The 17501-nt window shown below is 52.8% G+C and carries 8 protein-coding genes and 2 pseudogenes; 9 read left to right on the top strand and 1 reads right to left on the bottom strand.

All coding sequences use genetic code 11. The annotated features are described in order from the left end of the window. Positions 1-66 precede the first annotated feature (66 nt). The 7 genes and pseudogenes from ACR0JF_RS07825 to ACR0JF_RS07795 all read left to right on the top strand — a co-directional run bounded on the left by ACR0JF_RS07825 (position 67) and on the right by ACR0JF_RS07795 (position 15046). Complete coding sequence (locus ACR0JF_RS07825) at positions 67-7062, top strand: GAF domain-containing protein (protein ID WP_170659184.1); 6996 nt, start codon at positions 67-69, stop codon at positions 7060-7062. Positions 7063-7065: 3 nt separating this feature from the next. Beyond that, the gene (locus ACR0JF_RS07820; protein ID WP_170380064.1) at positions 7066-7407 is read left to right on the top strand and encodes an Hpt domain-containing protein; all 342 of its coding nucleotides are present in this window, start codon (positions 7066-7068) and stop codon (positions 7405-7407) included. Then, entirely contained in the window at positions 7400-8425 is a 1026-nt protein-coding gene (locus tag ACR0JF_RS07815) for a response regulator (protein ID WP_170380065.1), read from the top strand. Before ACR0JF_RS07820 ends, ACR0JF_RS07815 begins: the two co-directional genes overlap by 8 nt. A gap of 237 nt (positions 8426-8662) precedes the next feature. After that, positions 8663-9296 (top strand): annotated as a pseudogene (locus ACR0JF_RS07810) (tyrosine-type recombinase/integrase). A gap of 332 nt (positions 9297-9628) precedes the next feature. Further along, positions 9629-13228 carry an adenylate/guanylate cyclase domain-containing protein gene (locus ACR0JF_RS07805; protein WP_170659187.1) on the top strand — a complete coding sequence of 1200 codons (3600 nt, stop codon included), beginning with the start codon at positions 9629-9631 and terminating at the stop codon, positions 13226-13228. A 27-nt stretch (positions 13229-13255) separates the two neighbouring features. Next, positions 13256-13513 (top strand): DUF4242 domain-containing protein, encoded by a 258-nt coding sequence (locus tag ACR0JF_RS07800; protein WP_170659188.1) that lies wholly within the window; start codon positions 13256-13258, stop codon positions 13511-13513. Between the two features lie 117 nt (positions 13514-13630). Next, a complete protein-coding gene (locus ACR0JF_RS07795; RefSeq protein ID WP_170659189.1) occupies positions 13631-15046 on the top strand; it encodes an FAD-binding oxidoreductase in 1416 nt (471 codons plus the stop codon). Between the two features lie 646 nt (positions 15047-15692). On the opposite strand, the gene ACR0JF_RS07790 is transcribed toward ACR0JF_RS07795, so the two are convergent. Beyond that, on the bottom strand, positions 15693-16109 hold the full coding sequence (locus tag ACR0JF_RS07790) for a hypothetical protein (RefSeq protein ID WP_170659190.1): 417 nt from the start codon (positions 16107-16109) through the stop codon (positions 15693-15695). Between the two features lie 166 nt (positions 16110-16275). Between ACR0JF_RS07790 and ACR0JF_RS07785 the strand changes: the two genes are divergently transcribed. Continuing rightward, the gene (locus tag ACR0JF_RS07785; protein ID WP_170659191.1) at positions 16276-17403 is read left to right on the top strand and encodes a winged helix-turn-helix domain-containing protein; all 1128 of its coding nucleotides are present in this window, start codon (positions 16276-16278) and stop codon (positions 17401-17403) included. A gap of 11 nt (positions 17404-17414) precedes the next feature. Beyond that, positions 17415-17501, top strand: a pseudogene (locus ACR0JF_RS07780) (MGH1-like glycoside hydrolase domain-containing protein); the annotation flags it as partial.

The following is a 17501-nucleotide window of genomic DNA, read 5'->3' as shown; positions in this document are numbered from 1 at the left end:
CTATCGTATGCCCTCTAAACTCCGGTCTTGTGTGTTTCATTAGTTTGCGCGGGGGCACGAACGCAGGTGGGTGGAAAGAAGGCATCAACAGAGACTGCTGACTCAGCGTCGTCATCTGCGCAAAGCTCTGGGCTCAGCGCGGATGATCAGCAGGCTCGGTTCGAAGCCACCGCGCGGGTTATGCAAGCGATCTCCGAGACCAAGGATGACATCCAGCCAGTATGCGACCTGATTGTAACGCTGGCAAAAGATCTGTGTGATGCCTTTTTTGCCGGTCTGGTGCTCGGGCAAGAAGGGGATGCTCGTCAGCAACTGGTTGCAAGCGTCAATTTACACCCGGATATTCAGCAGCTCTGGCTCGATGGCAAATACACGATGGAGCCAGGCAACTCCATTGTGACTGACACTATTCTCAGCGGTAAGACAAAACGTGTTGTCGACATGGGCGACACCGATTTCCATAAATCGGGAGATGAGCGCTTTAAGCTCATTGTCGACACGCATGGGTGCAGGAGCAATCTCTTTGTTCCATTGAAAGTGGGTGGCAGCGCAATCGGATGCCTGATGTTGGCACGGGATGAGGTGCGACCTTATTCCGACGATCAGGTCCAGCTGGTTGAAACTTTCGCCGCACAAGCGGTCATTGCAATCGAAAATGTTCGACAGTTTAGCGAGTTGCAGGTGCGTCTGGCGCGTGAAGGTGCCACGCGTGATGTTCTGGAGACGATCAGTCGGTCTCGGGATGATGAAGCGCCGGTATTTCAGACGATCTTGGAAAACACGGCCCGGCTTTGCGAAACAGATGTAGCCACGTTGAGCCTGCTAAATGAGGCAGGAACGCATTTGGAATACGCCGCCCATTTTGGTGATCAATTGGCTACATACAAGGTCGGCGTGGATCGCTGGTCTCTGGACTCAAATTTACAAATTGCCGAGTCCGTGCGGGAAGCGCGCGTCATTCACAATGTCGATTTGCGCGAGACAGACCACTACATCAACGGGGATCCTTGGCGCCGGCAACTGGTTGATGAGGAAGGTGTTCGTTCGTTTCTGACGGTTCCTTTGATGTCAGCAAATGGTGACCCTGTAGGTGTCATCGGGATCTACCGGCGCGAAGTGCGACCCTTTTCCGATGACGAGATTTCTTTGGTCGAGAGCTTTGCCGCGCAAGCCGTCATTGCCCTCGATAACACTCGTCAACTGAAAGAGCTGCACACTCAGCTGGAACGCCAAGCGGCGACGCAGGAGGTTCTGAGTGTTATCAGCAAAAGCCGGGACAATGACGCACGAGTCTTTGAAGCCGTGCTTCAGCAGGCCACTGAAATCTGTGACGCAGATCAGGCGGCGCTGGTTTTGGTCAACGCTGCGGGAACCCATATTCAATTGGCCGGTGCATGGGGGCACGATAGAACCGACGTCGAATTGGGCGAAGAGTGGCCTCTTGATGGGTCGGTCACGGCGGCGGCTGCGATACGAAATTGCAAGGTTGTACGCGTCGAGGACATCGCCGACACAGAGTTCTACCGCTCGGGTGATCCTACTGCTGTTACAATGGTCGAGGTCGAAGGCATCAGGTCACGGGTCGTTGTGCCCCTGATGCAGGGGGAACAGGCGATAGGTGCTATTGCGGTAAGTCGCCGCGAAGTGCGCCCGTTTTCTGATCCCGACGTGCAATTCATCGAAGAGTTCGCCAAACACGCTGTCATAGCGATAGAAAACACGCGCCAATTTCGAGAAGTTCAGGAACGACTTGAGCGCGAAAAAGCATCGCGAGAAATCCTCGAAGTCATCAGCCGGAGCCGCGACGACGAAAGACCTGTATTCCAAAGCATTCTCGAAAACTCCAGCCGTTTGTGCAAAGCCCCACTGGCGTTTTTATGTGTCGCTGATAACGAACGCGGGCTCGCAACGATCCCGGCTAATATCGGCGCAAGAACCGATTTTGACGAAGCGCTCAAAAACTTTGTCGAGCCGCTAACCCGCACGGAATTAATTGCGATCAAACCAATGGTCGATGGCGAGGTCATTCGCCAGGACGATATCGCGGACGACCCCCTGTACTTCAGGGATCGTGACCCGAAACGGGTTCAGATGGTTGAGATTGAAGGAGCCCGCTCGGTTCTGGCAGTTCCGTTGATGAAGGATGGCACCGGTCTAGGGGTGATCGTGCTCTACCGTCGTGAAGTTGCGCCATTCTCAGACGACGACGTAGCACTAGTCCAAACCTTCGCGGCTCAAGCCGTTATCGCAATGGAGAACGTCCGCCAGTTCCGCGAAGTTCAGGATCGCACAGCGGAAGTAACGCAGGCTTTGGAATACCAGACTTCCACATCTGAAGTGCTGCGGGTGATTTCGGCGTCACCAAATGAGTTGGCCCCTGTTCTCGATGCTATCCTCAAAGAAGCGTCGCGGATTTGCGAGTTGCAGGATGCCTATGTTGCGATGTTGAACCCCGACGATCAGCTTTTTCATGTTCATGCGATACTCACGCAGGACACGACCTTTGCGGAATATGTCAAAGCGCATCCTATTTCGCCTGATGAAAGCGGTGTAAGCGGGCGAGCCATTCTGTCGAAACGCACTGTCTATATCGAAGATATTGAAACCGAGACCTCCTATACTTGGATAGAAGACAGCGGCGTCGGGGAATATCGGTCCGTGCTCGGGGTCCCATTGGTCAAGAATGGCGAGGTCGTGGGTGTGATTTCGGTCGGATCAACCGAGGTTTCGGGATTTTCCGACAAGCAGATTCAGTTGTTAGAAACCTTTGCCGACCAAGCCACTATCGCCATTACGAATGCCAACCTATTCCGGGAAGTGGAGGAACGCACTGCCGAAGTCGTGCAGTCGCTAGAATACCAGACTGCCACGTCAGAGGTTTTAGATGTCATCTCTCGCTCGCCCAACGATCTTCCTCGAGTGCTGGATGCAATCCTGGAAGTTTCCTCACGTATCTGCGACCCAGAATATGCATTCTTCGCCATGCGGGATGCAGACGATGGGTTGTACCGTGTGGCCATGTCCCACAACGTGAGCGACGCGTTTCTTAACTATTTGTCAGACAACCCTATTGCCCCAGAGGAAGGCTCGTGCATCGGCCGCACGGCTCTTCATGGCAAGACTGTTTACATAAAAGATACGAGCAAGGATCCAACTTACACATGGAAGGTGGCGGCGGAGATCGGTGACTACCTCACCACCCTCGGCGTCCCTTTGGTCAGCGACGGCGTGACCGTTGGTGTTATAGTCATGGCGCACCGGAAGCCCGGGGCGTTTAGTGAAAAACAGGTCAACCTGTTAGAGACATTCGCATCCCAGGCTGTGATAGCCATCAACAACACCCGGTTGTTCAGAGAAGTGCAGGCACGCACCGCAGAAGTTGAAGAAGCGCTCGACTATCAAACGGCCACGTCTGAAGTACTGGGAGTGATCTCACGCTCGCCAAATGAACTTGATCCAGTTCTCAAAGCTATTTTGCAGGTGGCGGTTCGCATCTGCAAACCTGAAGCGTCTTACGTCGCACTTCTGAACGAAGAAACCGGAATTTATGACGTTGCTGCGACCCACAATTCCGCCGCAGCTCACAACGACATCATAAACCGTCAGGTGTTCGTTCCAGACAAGGGCACAACCACGGGACGCGTCGCGCTAACAGGCAAAACGGTGTACATTGAAGATTTTGAGCACGACCCGGATTACGCTTGGAAAGAAGAAGCACTGGGCGCCGGATTTCGTTCATCTTTGGGGGTTCCGCTCGTAAAGGATGGGGTCACGCTCGGCGTGATTTCACTTGCTCATTCGAAAATTGGGGCGTTCTCGGACAAGCAGATAGCCTTAGTTGAAACATTCGCCTCGCAAGCGGTAATTGCACTTGGAAATGCGCACCTATTCGACGAGGTGACAGCCCGAACGGCGGAAGTTGAGGAATCGTTAGAGTATCAAAAAGCCACAAACGAGGTACTCGAAGTTATTTCTCGGTCTCCTGATGCATTGGAGCCTGTACTGGAAGCATTGCTGGCCGTTTCATCCCGTATTTGCCGCCTACAGGATGCCTTTGTGGCACTTAAGACACCCGAAGATGGAAAGTACCATTATTTTGCCGGACACAATGTATCGGCCAAATTCGCGGATTTTTTAAAGGCGCATCCTTTTGAACCCGGGGAAACGTCGGCCACAGCACGTGCGCTTTTGCATGGAAGGGCTGACTATGTTGAAGATACGCAAGCTGACACTAACTACGATCCGCTGCTCAAGTCCAATCTCGAAGGCTATCGATCCGTTCTTTCCGTGCCACTAATCCGTGATGGTGACACAATTGGTGTTATCAGCATGGGCAGTCGAACAGCGGCCGCTTTTGACGAAAAACAAATAAAGCAAATGGAGACCTTCGCGTCTCAGGCAATAATTGCAATTCAGAACTCGCAACTCTTCAACGAAACGCAGACCGCCCTCGCGCGCCAAACCGCAAGCGCGGACGTCTTAAGAGTAATCTCTGAATCCCCAACAGATACCAAGCCGGTTTTTGAAAAGATTGTCGGACTGGCGACGACCCTCATAGATTGCGACCTGTCGATTGCTATTCAGGCGAACAAGACTGAACTTTGGCAGATCGCTGCTGCGACACCTGATGGTGTCGAAGAAATCACATGGAACGAGCGCCTGCCAATTGATCCCGAAGACAATTTGCCCTCTAAGGCAATCAAGAGCGGCAAGACCTTGCATTTGCCCGAATGGCGGTACGATGAGCTACCCCCACGCGATCAAGAAATCATCCGCCGGAAAGGGTTCAAGTCTTCGCTGACAGTGCCTCTGATGCGCGGGACGGAATGTTTCGGTGCCTTGGTGTTCATCCGAAAAACGGCCAAAGTTTTCAGCGAAGATGAGGTCGCCATTGCCGAGTCCTTCGCCGATCAGGCCATCATCGCGCTGGAAAACGTTCGCCTGTTTAATGAAACGCAAGCTTCCCTTGCACGTCAGACTGCGAGTGCGGACGTTCTACGGGTGATCAGCCAGTCTCCTGACGACATCAAGCCAGTCTTCGAAGCAATCGCAGAAGCAGGTGTGCGGTTGGTTTCCTCTGATATGGTTGCGGCCATGACCGCTCAAGGTAACACGTTCGAGGTGCTCGCGCGGGTGAGTGCAGACGGTGTTGCCACCCTTGAAGGAAACCAAAGTTTCCCTATCGACCCGGATCCAATGTCCAGCTTTCCCGCTCAGGTTCTTCATGAGAAGAAAATGCTACATCTTCCGGATTGGGATACGCTCGAACTCTCACCGTTCGAGCAGATTACGTATGACCGGCATGGCGTTCGCGCCGCTCTGTTGCTGCCACTGATAAAAGGCAAGGCGTGTCTGGGTGTGTTGGTGTTCGCTCGGAAAACAGCTGGCGCCTTTACCAAAGATGAGATCGACCTCGCCTACTCGTTTGCAGACCAGGCGGTAATTGCCATCGAGAATGTTCGTCTTTTCCGCGAGGCCGAAGAGGCGCGAAAAGTTGCTGAGGAAGCAAACGAAGCAAAAAGCGCCTTCTTGGCGACGATGTCTCACGAAATTCGAACGCCAATGAATGCCGTTATCGGGATGAGCGGGCTGTTGATGGACACAGAGTTGGATGCAGAACAAAGCGACTACGCCAATACGATCCGCGATAGCGGCGATGCGCTTTTAGGTATCATCAACGAGATCCTCGATTTCTCGAAAATTGAGGCCGGACAAATGGACATCGAAAACCATCCGTTTGACCTGCGCGAATGCGTAGAAAGCGCGCTCGATTTAATCAGCGGCAAGGCTGCCGAGAAACAACTCGATCTGGCCTATGAGTTCGATGACTCGCTACCGTTGGCGATTAGCGCCGATCTAACGAGATTGCGGCAGATTCTGCTAAACCTTCTTTCCAACGCAGTGAAGTTTACCGAAAGCGGCGAAGTGGTTCTGTCTGTTGAGCAATCTGCCAAGGTACAGGGAATGCTCGAACTGACGTTTAAAGTCCGAGACACCGGAATCGGCCTATCCAAAAAAGGCATGAGTCGATTATTTCAGTCATTCAGTCAGGCAGATAGTTCAACGACCAGGAAATATGGCGGCACTGGTCTGGGTCTTGCGATCTCAAAACGTCTTGCGGAACTCATGGGCGGGACCATGTGGGCTGAAAGCGATGGCGAGGGGAGCGGTTCCACTTTTGTTTTCAAGATCCAGGCAAAACCTGCAAAGCCGGTTAAGTCATCTTCACGCATTCTCGTCGGCGTTCAGCCTGAACTCGAAGGCAAACGAATTTTGATGGTGGACGACAATGCCACCAATCGTAAAATCCTGTCTCTTCAAACCGAGAAATGGGGCACGCAGACCACGACCTGTGAGTCTCCGTTCGAGGCGCTGAGCATACTAGAAGAAGGCGTCGAGTTCGATTTGGCCATTCTTGACATGCATATGCCCGAAATGGATGGAGAAGAGCTTGCCAAAAAGGTTCGCGCCAAGAAGCCAGGTTTGCCACTCATCCTTTTCAGTTCACTTGGCCCGCGAGATATAGACCTGGAAGATGGGCTCTTCGCCGCCAACCTCGCCAAACCTTTGCGCCAATCCCACTTGTTCGACACCCTGGTCACACTGTTCGCGACTGAAAAGGTGCGCGTAAAGCCGTCCAAACCACAGGACAAACCTCAAACAGATCCGGATATGGCAACGCGACATCCACTGCGCATTTTGCTGGCTGAGGATAATTTGGTGAACCAGAAACTTGCACTCCGACTGCTCGAGCAGATGGGTTACCGCGCGGATTTGGCCAGCAATGGTGCTGAGGCGGTCGAAAGCGTAAACCGGCAAACATACGATGTCGTTTTTATGGATGTGCAAATGCCCGAGATGGATGGTCTTGAAGCGTCTCGTCGTATCAACAAATCGCATTCGGACGGAAGTCGCCCTCGCATAATCGCGATGACCGCGAACGCAATGCAGGGGGACCGTGAGATGTGCCTGGATGCAGGGATGGACGACTATATCACCAAACCGATCCGTGTACCTGTCCTAATCGAAGCCCTGTTAAATTCCCCAAGAATAAGAAGGTGATTCATGACTGACAGCCCAATTGATCATGAAATCTTGGCAGAGCTTAAAGACGCCACAGGCGAAGAATTTGCAGCCGAACTTGTGAACACCTTTCTCGACGAAGCGCCCGGCATGATTGACGAATTGAAAGCGGCTGCGGCTGCGGCCGATGCCGACCGTTACCGGCGTGCTGCGCATTCTATCAAGTCAAACGCCAACACATTTGGTGCGACGGCTCTTGCCGAACTGGCCAAGAAAGTCGAGCTTGGAGAACTGCCCGAGGCTGGAGACCTAAAAGATGCGACGGCGTTGGAGACAGCCCTCACCACTGCGGCCACGGCTTTACGGAGTCTGATTGATGACTGACGCTCCCGGCCATTTGCTCATCGTCGACGACAACAAGGTGAACCGCTTGCTTTTGTCGCGCAGCGTAGAGCTTTTGGGTCACCAAGCATCGGTCGCGGAAAACGGCCGGGTTGCTATGGAGATGCTGTCTAGCCAGCCGTTTGACTTGCTTCTACTGGATATCGAAATGCCGGAAATGGACGGCTTTCAGGTTTTGGAAGCTGTCAAATCCGACACCGACCTGCGCGATCTGCCGGTAATTGTAACGTCTTCTGTTGAGGGTCTGGACAATGTCGTGCGGTGCATTGAATTGGGCGCTGAAGACTACCTGCCAAAACCAGTCAATAAGACACTCCTCAGTGCACGCGTCTCCAGCGGTCTTGAAAAGAAAAGGCTCAGGGACGAACAAAAGAGACTGCTAGAGCGCTTTGCAACAACGGAGGTTGCACAAGACCTGCAAGAATCCGGTTTTGCGATAGGAGGCAAACGTGCCAACGCTTCGGTCCTTTTCTGTGACATTCGCGGCTTCACGACCCTATCGGAAGATCTCGCTCCCGAGGAAACAATCGACCTGCTCAACACTTTCTACACGCTGATGTTCGAGGCTGTTACCAGCAATGGCGGGATTGTCAGCCTGATGTTGGGAGACGGTTTGATGGCTCTGTTCGGAGTTCCGCAGTCGCTGTCCAACTCCGCGCAAAGCGCAGTGGCGGCAGGGCATGAAATGCACAACATGATTGAGATATTAAATCTCGAACGGCGCTCGGAAGGGAAAAGTGACCTAAAAATCGGTATCGGAATAGCGACTGGAGAAGTCGTCGCTGGTTATGCCGGTACAGACAACAGGGCGACGTATACTTGTATCGGATCGACCGTAAACCTTGCTGCTCGCCTGGAAGCAGAAACGCAGAAAACTGGAAGTCGAATTCTGGTTGATCAAGAAACCTGCGATCTGTTGGAAACGGTTAATGTACTGGAGACATTTGTCGGCACTAGGATCAAAGGTTTCTCCGATCCGTTCGACATCCATGCGCTATGACCATTCATTCAATGTTGTAAGCGCATTCGCGTCGGGTGCGGGTGCGCTCACAGCTTTGTTTTTCGCCCAAAGATTTCATTTTGGCCAGGTAATTAGGGACTAGATATTGTTAGGAATTGAAGAGTCCTCTTTCTGTGCTTAACTGTCATTCGAGCAGCATGCAGCATCCTTTGATATTGTATTGCGACAACGTCGGGTTGTCGTTGTGGGCGGGCATGGCGGACCAGAGGATCAACCATGGAGGCCCCAAAGTTACCTACCATTCGAGCACTTCGCGCAGCCTGGAATCAAAGGCGTATTGTAGGCGAATAAACACCCTCTTAATCCAAAACACGTCTCGGCGATTCGAGTACGTCTCGAACTTGCCGAAATCTATCGCGATCTGGCGCTCTTCAACACGGCGAACGACAGTAAGCTCGGGGGCTGCGATCTGGTGAAGTTGAAGGTGGCCGATGTCATGGCGTCGGGTCATATCATGGAAGGGGCTTCTGTACTGCAAAGCAAGACGCAGAAACCTGTGCGCTTCGAAATACCCGAGGGCACACGTGCCTCTATTGGGAAAATGGATGGAAGACGAACTCATGGTCGGTTCAGAATACCTTTGGCACGGCCGATTTCATGAGCGATTACTCATATCGACGCGTCAATACGCGCGGATTGTGCGAGACTGGGTCACGTTGATCGGTCTTGAGGCGAGCGCATACGGCAACCACTCAATAAGGAGAACCAAGGTCACTCAGATCTACAAGAAGACCGGAAACTTAGAGCGGTTCAGCTTCTTCTCGGCCATACCAAGATGGACAGCATAGTTCGATATCTTGGCGTCGAACTCGAGGATGCCTTAGCAATCGCCGAAACTATGGAGATCTAACGCTAACGGGTCGCTCGCACGGTTGGCCCAACGCTGCATTTCGTAGCTTAGTTTATATATGAGGCGTTGCGGTCCACAAAAGGACACATTCAATGCGCTAGTATGGCCTAGTGCCGCGCGCACTCGCACATCGTAGAAATATCTCTCTTCAAAGAAAAATCATCAAATACGTGCAGCTAATTGGCAAGTTGCGCAATTCTGGAATGCTGGGGCAAGAACCGACCTACTCGGTTGATCTGAAGGTAAAGATATTCTGCAGCTATTCATTCAAGGTCATCCCGTTTTGAATGCGTATTCTTGATTAGTGATGCGTATCCCAGCATGATCCAAAGATGTCGGTCGAAATTATAAAGTGGTTGAAAGATCTCGAACTGAGCCAGTACGCAGATGTTTTTGCGGCAAATGATATCGATGCGCGAGTTTTGCCACTTCTGTCAGACGACGACTTAAAAGAGCTCGGGGTGAGCCTTGGCCACCGCAAGATCATCCTCGCCGCAGTGCAAGAGCTAATCGGCCAGCAACGCGCAACTTCATCGCCACAAGCATCCCGTGAACACCCGCCGGAAAACGCAAACGCGCCCATATCAAATCATTCACAAAGTGACGATCCGCTCAAAAGTAAGCATGGTGAGCCGGCCACTGCTGAGAAGCGCCACGTAACCGTTTTGTTTGCCGATCTCGTCGGCTCGACGGAACTCACCAATCGTTTTGACCCCGAAGATATGCGGGACTTGCTACAGAACTACCAAGACGCCGTTGCGGGCGTCGTAAGTCGATATGGTGGCTATGTTGCAAAATACTTGGGCGACGGTCTTCTCGTGTTTTTTGGCTGGCCAAGGGCCTACGAAGATCACGCAATTCGGGCGATCAAAGCCGGTCTTGAGGCCGTTCATCGCGTTGGCGAACTCAAAACCCCGGACGGCGAGCGCTTGTCAGTAAGGCTGGGCATTGCGAGTGGTGATGTCGTTGTCGGCGATAATATCGGTGAAAACACATATGAAGAAGGGGCCATGACGGGTCCGGTTGTCAATCTTGCGGCGCGGATTCAAGAATTTGCGGAACCAAACTCGGTCGTGTTGTCGGCGGAGGAAACCGAGACAGCGTTGCATCGGATATTTGAATACAAGTCTCTTGGGAAAAAAGAACTGAAGGGTTTTGCAAAACCCCGTACTCTACTGAAAGTGGTGTCAGAACGCAGTGCGGAAAGCCGGTTTTGGGCCGCACATCGCGATGATGTCGACAGTGTTATGATCGGCCGGGACTACGAAAAGGGTATTCTGCTGCAATCATGGCAACGTGCCCAGAATGGTCATGGAGAGGTTGTGCTGCTGTCCGGTGAAGCCGGGATTGGGAAATCGCGACTTACAGAGGAATTCCTCGCAGATACCACCGCGAACGACCAGGGAGATATCATAAGGCTGAATTGTTCTCCTTATCTCAGCAGTAGCCCCTTTCATCCGGTTGCCCAACGGATATCCCAGGACGCAGGTGTCGAACCGGACTTTGATGACAATCTGATCCTTGAACATGTCAAGAAGATGCTGGAAGGACGGCCGGGACTGGACTGGGAACAAGTTCTACCTGTCTTCGCAGCTTTGGTTGCACCTCGTAGTGCGCTGGCCCAAAAGGTGCTCGAGATGTCGCCGCAGGAGCAGCGCGACATGACAATCCAAACTTTGATTCACACAGTGCAGGTGCGATCAGACGTGTGCCCAGTTGTTCTGTGTGTAGAAGATGCGCATTGGATTGATCCTTCCACACAAGCCTTGTTGGAGCGTTTTAAGTCGATATCCAGCGACCTTCCTCTTATGATCTTGATTACCCACAGGCCTGGGTGGGAATTGGCCCGCGAGGACGGGGGCACGCACGTTCAGTCTCTTGTACTGCGCCGGTTCGATTCTGCGCATGTTTCACACCTCGTCGAAAATATCACAGGGAAGAAACCGGACGATGCCTTGATTGCCAAAATCATTGAAAAGACCGACGGTGTACCTTTGTTCGTGGAGGAATTGACGCGAACGATTGTGGAGGCGGGTGAGCAAGGGCAAATCCACATACCCTCGTCTCTGAAAGGCGCGTTGATGGCGCGTCTTGATGCGGTTTCGCCTAAGGCAAAACAGGTCGCGCTAACAGGGTCTGTTATTGGCAGAGAGTTTGAGCCGAGCATTTTGAATGCGGCGATGCGTCTTGAAGATTCTGATATCAACAATTGCCTCGAAGAACTTTCGCGAACAGGCATAATCTTCGAAAGCGGTCACAATCGCGGGCACTTTGTATTCCGTCATGCCCTTATCCGCGATACTGCCTATCAGTCCATGCTAAGCTCAACTCGAAAACAACAACACGCAGATGTGGCGCGTGCGTTGATACAGACAAGGTCCGCCGAGATCGCGCGTCGCCCCGAACTGGTCGCCCGTCACCTATCAGAAGCTGAGGATTGGAGGGCTGCGTTCGAAAAATGGCAAATTGCGACAGAAATGGCGTTGGCGCGGTCTGCCAGCCAAGAGGCGATGACGAACGCCAGAGAAACGCTGCAAGCTGCTGAAAAACTTGGCTCAATCTCCAAAACAGAATTAATCCAAGGCAAGATCCTTGTTGGCCGCAGCCACGACAGCCTGGGTCAATTGCCTGAAGGGATTGCAGTTCTAAAAGACGCCTCCAACGCGGCGCGGGCGGTGCACGATGTGGAGTTGGCCGCTGACGCGGCCAACCATTTCGCTGACTCATGCATGATGTCCAGCGAAAGGCACAATGAAGCAATCAATCTTTGCGACAATGCATTAAAAGACTTGCCCGATGCTGATGAAGTCCGTCGGTGCAGATTGATGAGCCAACTCGCGCGCGCGCACATGTTCGTCGGTCAGTTCTCCGAAGGTGCGCGTTTCGGCCAGCAGTCCATGGAGCTGGCCGCAAAACTGGGAGACTATAAATCCCAGTTCTCGGTAATGATGATGCATTTTGGGGCCCCATTCGTTGCGCGTAAGGGGAGAGAAGCCCGCCATTGGCGCGAAAATCTGGAGGCTATGCATAGTGTGGCCGAGCATCTTGGTAGTATCGATCAAGGACGGGACCGAACTCTGAGCTTGTTTGTAGGCGCCGAGATGGCCGATCGTGAGTTGATGGACCATTCTTTGGGTTTGCTTACCGAAATTTCGGAAAAGGATAATCATCTGCAGCTCTATTGGGTTCAGAAACACGCACGCGCCATGGTTGCAATTATGGACGGCGATTTTGAGCAAGCTGAGAAACACGCCACAGAGGCGGTGAAAATTGGCCGAAAGACCCACGGCGAACATGTTGAGGGCGTCTTTGGAGTTCAAATGTTCACGATCCGCCGCGAACAAAACCGACTGCACGAGGTCGCGCCTGTGATCAAGAAACTGATGACAGACAGCCCCGAAGACATTTCATGGAAGCCCGGTTTTGGTCTTATCGCTGCGGAGCTTGGATACAAAGAACCCGCCGAACGAATACTGAATGAAATGGCTGCCAATGGCTTCGATCTTCCCCCCGACGCCATGTATTCAACGACATTGTCCTATCTGGCTGACATATGTGTCGCCATTGAGCATCAGGAACACGCCAAGACACTCTATGGAATGCTTGCTCCTTATGAAGACCTGACGATCACCGCTGGGGCTACTACAGTGTGCACCGGCGCCGCTGCGCGACGCCTCGGACGTCTGGCTACGGTTCTGAAGGACTGGGATGCCGCTGAGAAGATGTTCGAGAAGGCCATAGAAATTGACACGCGCATGAAATGCCCCCCTTGGGTCGCGCACAGCAAGGCGGCATATGCAACGGCACTAAGACGACGCGGGCGCCAGAATGATGTGGAACAGGCGTTTCAACTGGAAGGGGAAGCGTTGGCAATTTCACAGAAATTGAGTATGGTTTCCCTTAGGTCAAAGCTCGAAGGAGTAGCGAGTTAAGGTAGTTAATCTGGTTTGGGGGACTTTATGCCAAGGTACATAATTGAAAGAAATTTCGCCGAGCAGCTCAACGTCACAGACGATGACAAGATTCACATCAAAGAGATCAATGACGAAGTCGGCGTCGAGTGGATTTTTTCGTTTCTCAGCGCAGACAAGCGCAAAACCTACTGCTTGTACGAAGCCCCGGATGAGGAAAGCCTGAGAAAGGCGGCCGAACGCCTGAACATTCCCGCCGATGTGATAACGCCTGTGGATCGGATTGATCCGGCAGTTTTCGCCTAATCAGCATCGTATTTTACCTAATTCAGTGAAACGTCTTCGCGAGGCAACGCGACGTAGTCATTAGTTAACTGAGGCAGCCCTGCAAGAAGCCCGACCTGACAATAGGGAGGCCAATGCATGTTTGATCTAAAAACACTTGATGGTAGTACGGCAACTGTGAACCAAGACGCTTTAGACGCTCTTGATTTGTCGCTTCGCGGCGCGGTCTACAACAAAAGCACCCCGGAATACGAAGATGCCAGGACCACGTGGAATAGCATGTTCGAACGTTACCCCGGTTTCGTAATCCGCGCCTTGGGTGCAAGCGATGTGCAGAAGGCCGTGAACTTCGTACGCGACAATGGCCTCATAATGTCCATTCGGTCAGGTGGGCATCAGATAGCGGGACATGCAGTCGCGGATGAAACGGTCATGCTCGATTTGTCCCAGATGCGGTCGGTTCACGTCGACCCTGTCAGCAAAACTGCTCGGGTTGCGCCAGGAGCACTGCTAGGAGATGTGGATCGCGAAACTCAGGCACATGCACTTACCGTTCCCGTTGGCATCAATTCGACTACGGGCATCGCAGGCCTCACACTTGGCGGCGGCTTTGGATGGACCACTCGAAAATTTGGTATGACGATCGACAATTTGCTCTCTGCGGAAGTCGTGACCGCGGACGGAGCCATTGTAACCGCCTCGACCACAAGCCACTCGGAGCTTTTCTGGGCCATTCGAGGAGGGGGTGGAAACTTTGGTGTGGTGACATCTTTCGAGTTTCAACTGCATGAGCTAGGTCCCGAGGTCCTCTCTGGCCTCGTTGTTCATCCGATAGAAAATGCTCCAGAACTTCTCGCTGAATTTGCCGCCATTGCGGACAATTCCCCGGATGAGCTGACCGTCTGGAGCGTGATCCGGAAAGCGCCTCCTCTACCGTTTTTGCCAGCTGAGTGGCATGGACGAGAGGTGTTGATCTTTGCTGCCTGCTATAGCGGACCCATGGACGAAGGTGAAAAAGCTATGGCGGCAATACGCGCGCTTGGCGAACCAATTGCCGACGTGATCTCTCCCCATAAGTTTGTAGATTGGCAGGCCGCTTTTGACCCGCTTTTAACACCAGGTGCTAGGAACTATTGGAAGAGCCATGATTTAGATGAACTTTCTTCTGACGCGATCTCAAGTTTACTGAACGCTATTGCAAATCTTCCTGACCCGGCGTGCGAAGTTTTTATTGCCCATGTGGGCGGAGCTATGGCGCGCGTCGAGGCCGGTTCAACGGCTTATCCTCAGAGATCCGCTCACTTCATCATGAATGTTCACACGCGTTGGGAAGATCCCGGCAAGGATGCCGAGTGTATTGATTGGGCGCGAAAGCTTTATGACCAGATGCAACCGCACGCGAGCGGAAGTGCGTATGTCAACTTCATGCCTGAAGACGAAGCAGACCACATGGCCGGGGCATACGGCGGCAACGGGGACAAGCTGTCTAGGATCAAGGGCATATATGACCCGGCCAATTTGTTCAGGGTAAACCACAACATCTTGCCCGCGTGATGGAATTCAGAACTGCGTAAACCGGTCCGGACTAAAGTTGAGCGTTGTGCCTGAACATCACGTAGCTTTTCTCCTTGACGAATTGTAAGGTCAAGTGAAGCCGCCAGACGACAATCGCATTTGCGACCTTGCCCTTACCTGGTTGCGGTTTCTGTTGATGCGGTAAGGAAATTCAATGTGCGTAACTTAGCTACGCTTTCCGATTGAGTACGTTGGCTTTGAATTCGATACGTCAAGCCAACATTTCTAGTTCGGTTTGAAGGCAGAAGGGTTTGAAGTTGTCTGCATGAAAGCGTGTCAGTTGAGCGCCCCTCTGTAGGTGACGAGAACTATTGCAGGTCTGCAGATCAAGCCATGGGGACACGATTGGTGCGCACTGGCTGGCGCCGCCGTTGCACGCAAGCTTGCCGCTCCAATCCACCACATATGAACCAGATCAGCGTCGATAGTCATGACCAACGAAGGAGGCAAGCCTGACCCAAGCGTTAGGTTAGAAACTGGTAGTGTTCGAATTTTGACAAACCATTTCCGCGCAATTCAGGCGTACGCTGCGCACTTCCAACAAAAGCGTTGAATTCGTACCTGCCATTTTTCCTTAATCAAAAAAATGGCAGATCTAGGGTCAGAACCATTTTGAAACCAATACTCACAGGCCTTTAGATGGTTCAAAGCTTTGCAGTTCGAAAGTTCGCTTTCCGTCCGCGCTGAACTTCTGGACCGAGTCCCCTACACGCAGCACTGTCATACAGCGATAGCGCCCATTGTCAGCGGCCATGGAAACACAAACCTTATCTGTATCGGTGATGGCAAATGCGCCGGCACCGCTCCAGCCACCGTTCGTAAGCTCACCGCTCACGACATTGTTCGGGTCATAGAAAAAGCGAAATCTCTTCTTTCCGGACGTGGCGGTGACAGTATTTCCGATCAATAGCTCTGCGATCTGATCGGCGTTGAGGCGTTCGGCGCCGCTATTCAATGCCGCCTCAAGATCCGTTTCAGCGAGCGCAGTGCTGCCCGCCAGAGCGAACGCGGCCGTCATGCAAAGTGTTTTTAGTTGTACCATGTCTTGTCTCCTTGTTGCTTTAGGGAATGCTACGGAGCGCTAACCCCCGAAAACGCTACGCCCGGCGAACACGCCGTGCTTGATCGGAAGCTGATTTTTTCTGACATTCATCTAACAATCTGCAAACTTCGTTGAGCCAAGGACATGGCGGAGTGTAGGTTTCAGTATGTACCGTTTCTTAGAGTTCCAACTTGATCCGACACAGGGATTGAACCGCAGTGGCGAACCGGTTGCTCTGGAACCTCAGGCCCTGCAATTGCTGGAATTTCTTGTCAGGAATCGAGACAGGATTGTTGGCAAGCAAGAGATCATTGACGAGATTTGGGGCGGCGCAGCGATTACGGATGCCGCGCTGAACACGCGCATTCGGTCTGTTCGCAAAGCCTTGGGTGATACTGCGGCAAGCTCAGACTACATCAAGACCTTTCCAAAGCGCGGATTCCAATTTGTGGCCCCGGTTGCATCGGATGACCCGCCTGAGCGTGTTGCCAAGGCGCCCAAACGCGGCTTTCTAGTTGCGGGTGTTCTGTTGACCTTGGCAATTGCGATGCTGTCGTTCTCCATATTTGCTGATCGGCAGCGATTGCCGGACTCCGGGAAACCCTCTTTGGCCGTTGTGCAGTTTGACAATATCGGGGACGAAAGAACGGGTCAGTATTTCGTCGACGGTCTCACCGACGACCTGATCGCGCATTTGTCGCGCAACCGGGAACTGTTCGTTGTATCCAGCGCGACGATGTTCTCGTACGCTAGGGATCAGGCAACTCCAATCGAAATCGCACGCGACCTTGGGGTTGGCTATGTTGTCCGCGGCAGCGTCCGCCGCGCCGATGGTCAGATGCGCGTCAGCGGAGAACTTATTGATGTCGACAGCGCCGAAACCATCTGGGCCGAGGTTTTTGACCGTCAAGTAACGGATGTCTTTGACGTTCAGGACGAGATAAGCAGGGCCATCGCGGGTCAGTTATTACCTGAGATATATCAGTCCGGCGAAGCACGATCGCACGAAAAACCGACCGAGGACATGGGGGCATGGGATCTGTATTTGCGCGGTCGGGCGCGGCAGGCCGTTTTTTCGCAAGAGGCTCAGCAGGACGCGGTGACGTTTGCACAGTCCGCCATCGCTGCGGACCCGGAATTCGCGGCAGCGCACAGCCTGTTGGCCCGCGCGCTGGGAACGATATTCTTCTTTCAGTGGTCAGATACCCCTCAGGACACGTTGATTGCCGCGACTGAAGCGGCCAAGCGAGCAATTGAACTGGACGATCAGATCGCTCGGAAGACAAAGTTCTAGCGCATAAGCGGCTTGCTAATCTACTGCCCAAGATTCATGCCTGGCATAAATGGTTTTACGAGCATCGTGATCCCGAAGCCTCTGGTCTCGTTGCGATC

The organism is Ruegeria sp. BG11, assembly GCF_056538565.1.
Note: the sequence above shows the minus strand (reverse complement) of the source record. Positions and strands in the feature narration are given on the sequence as shown.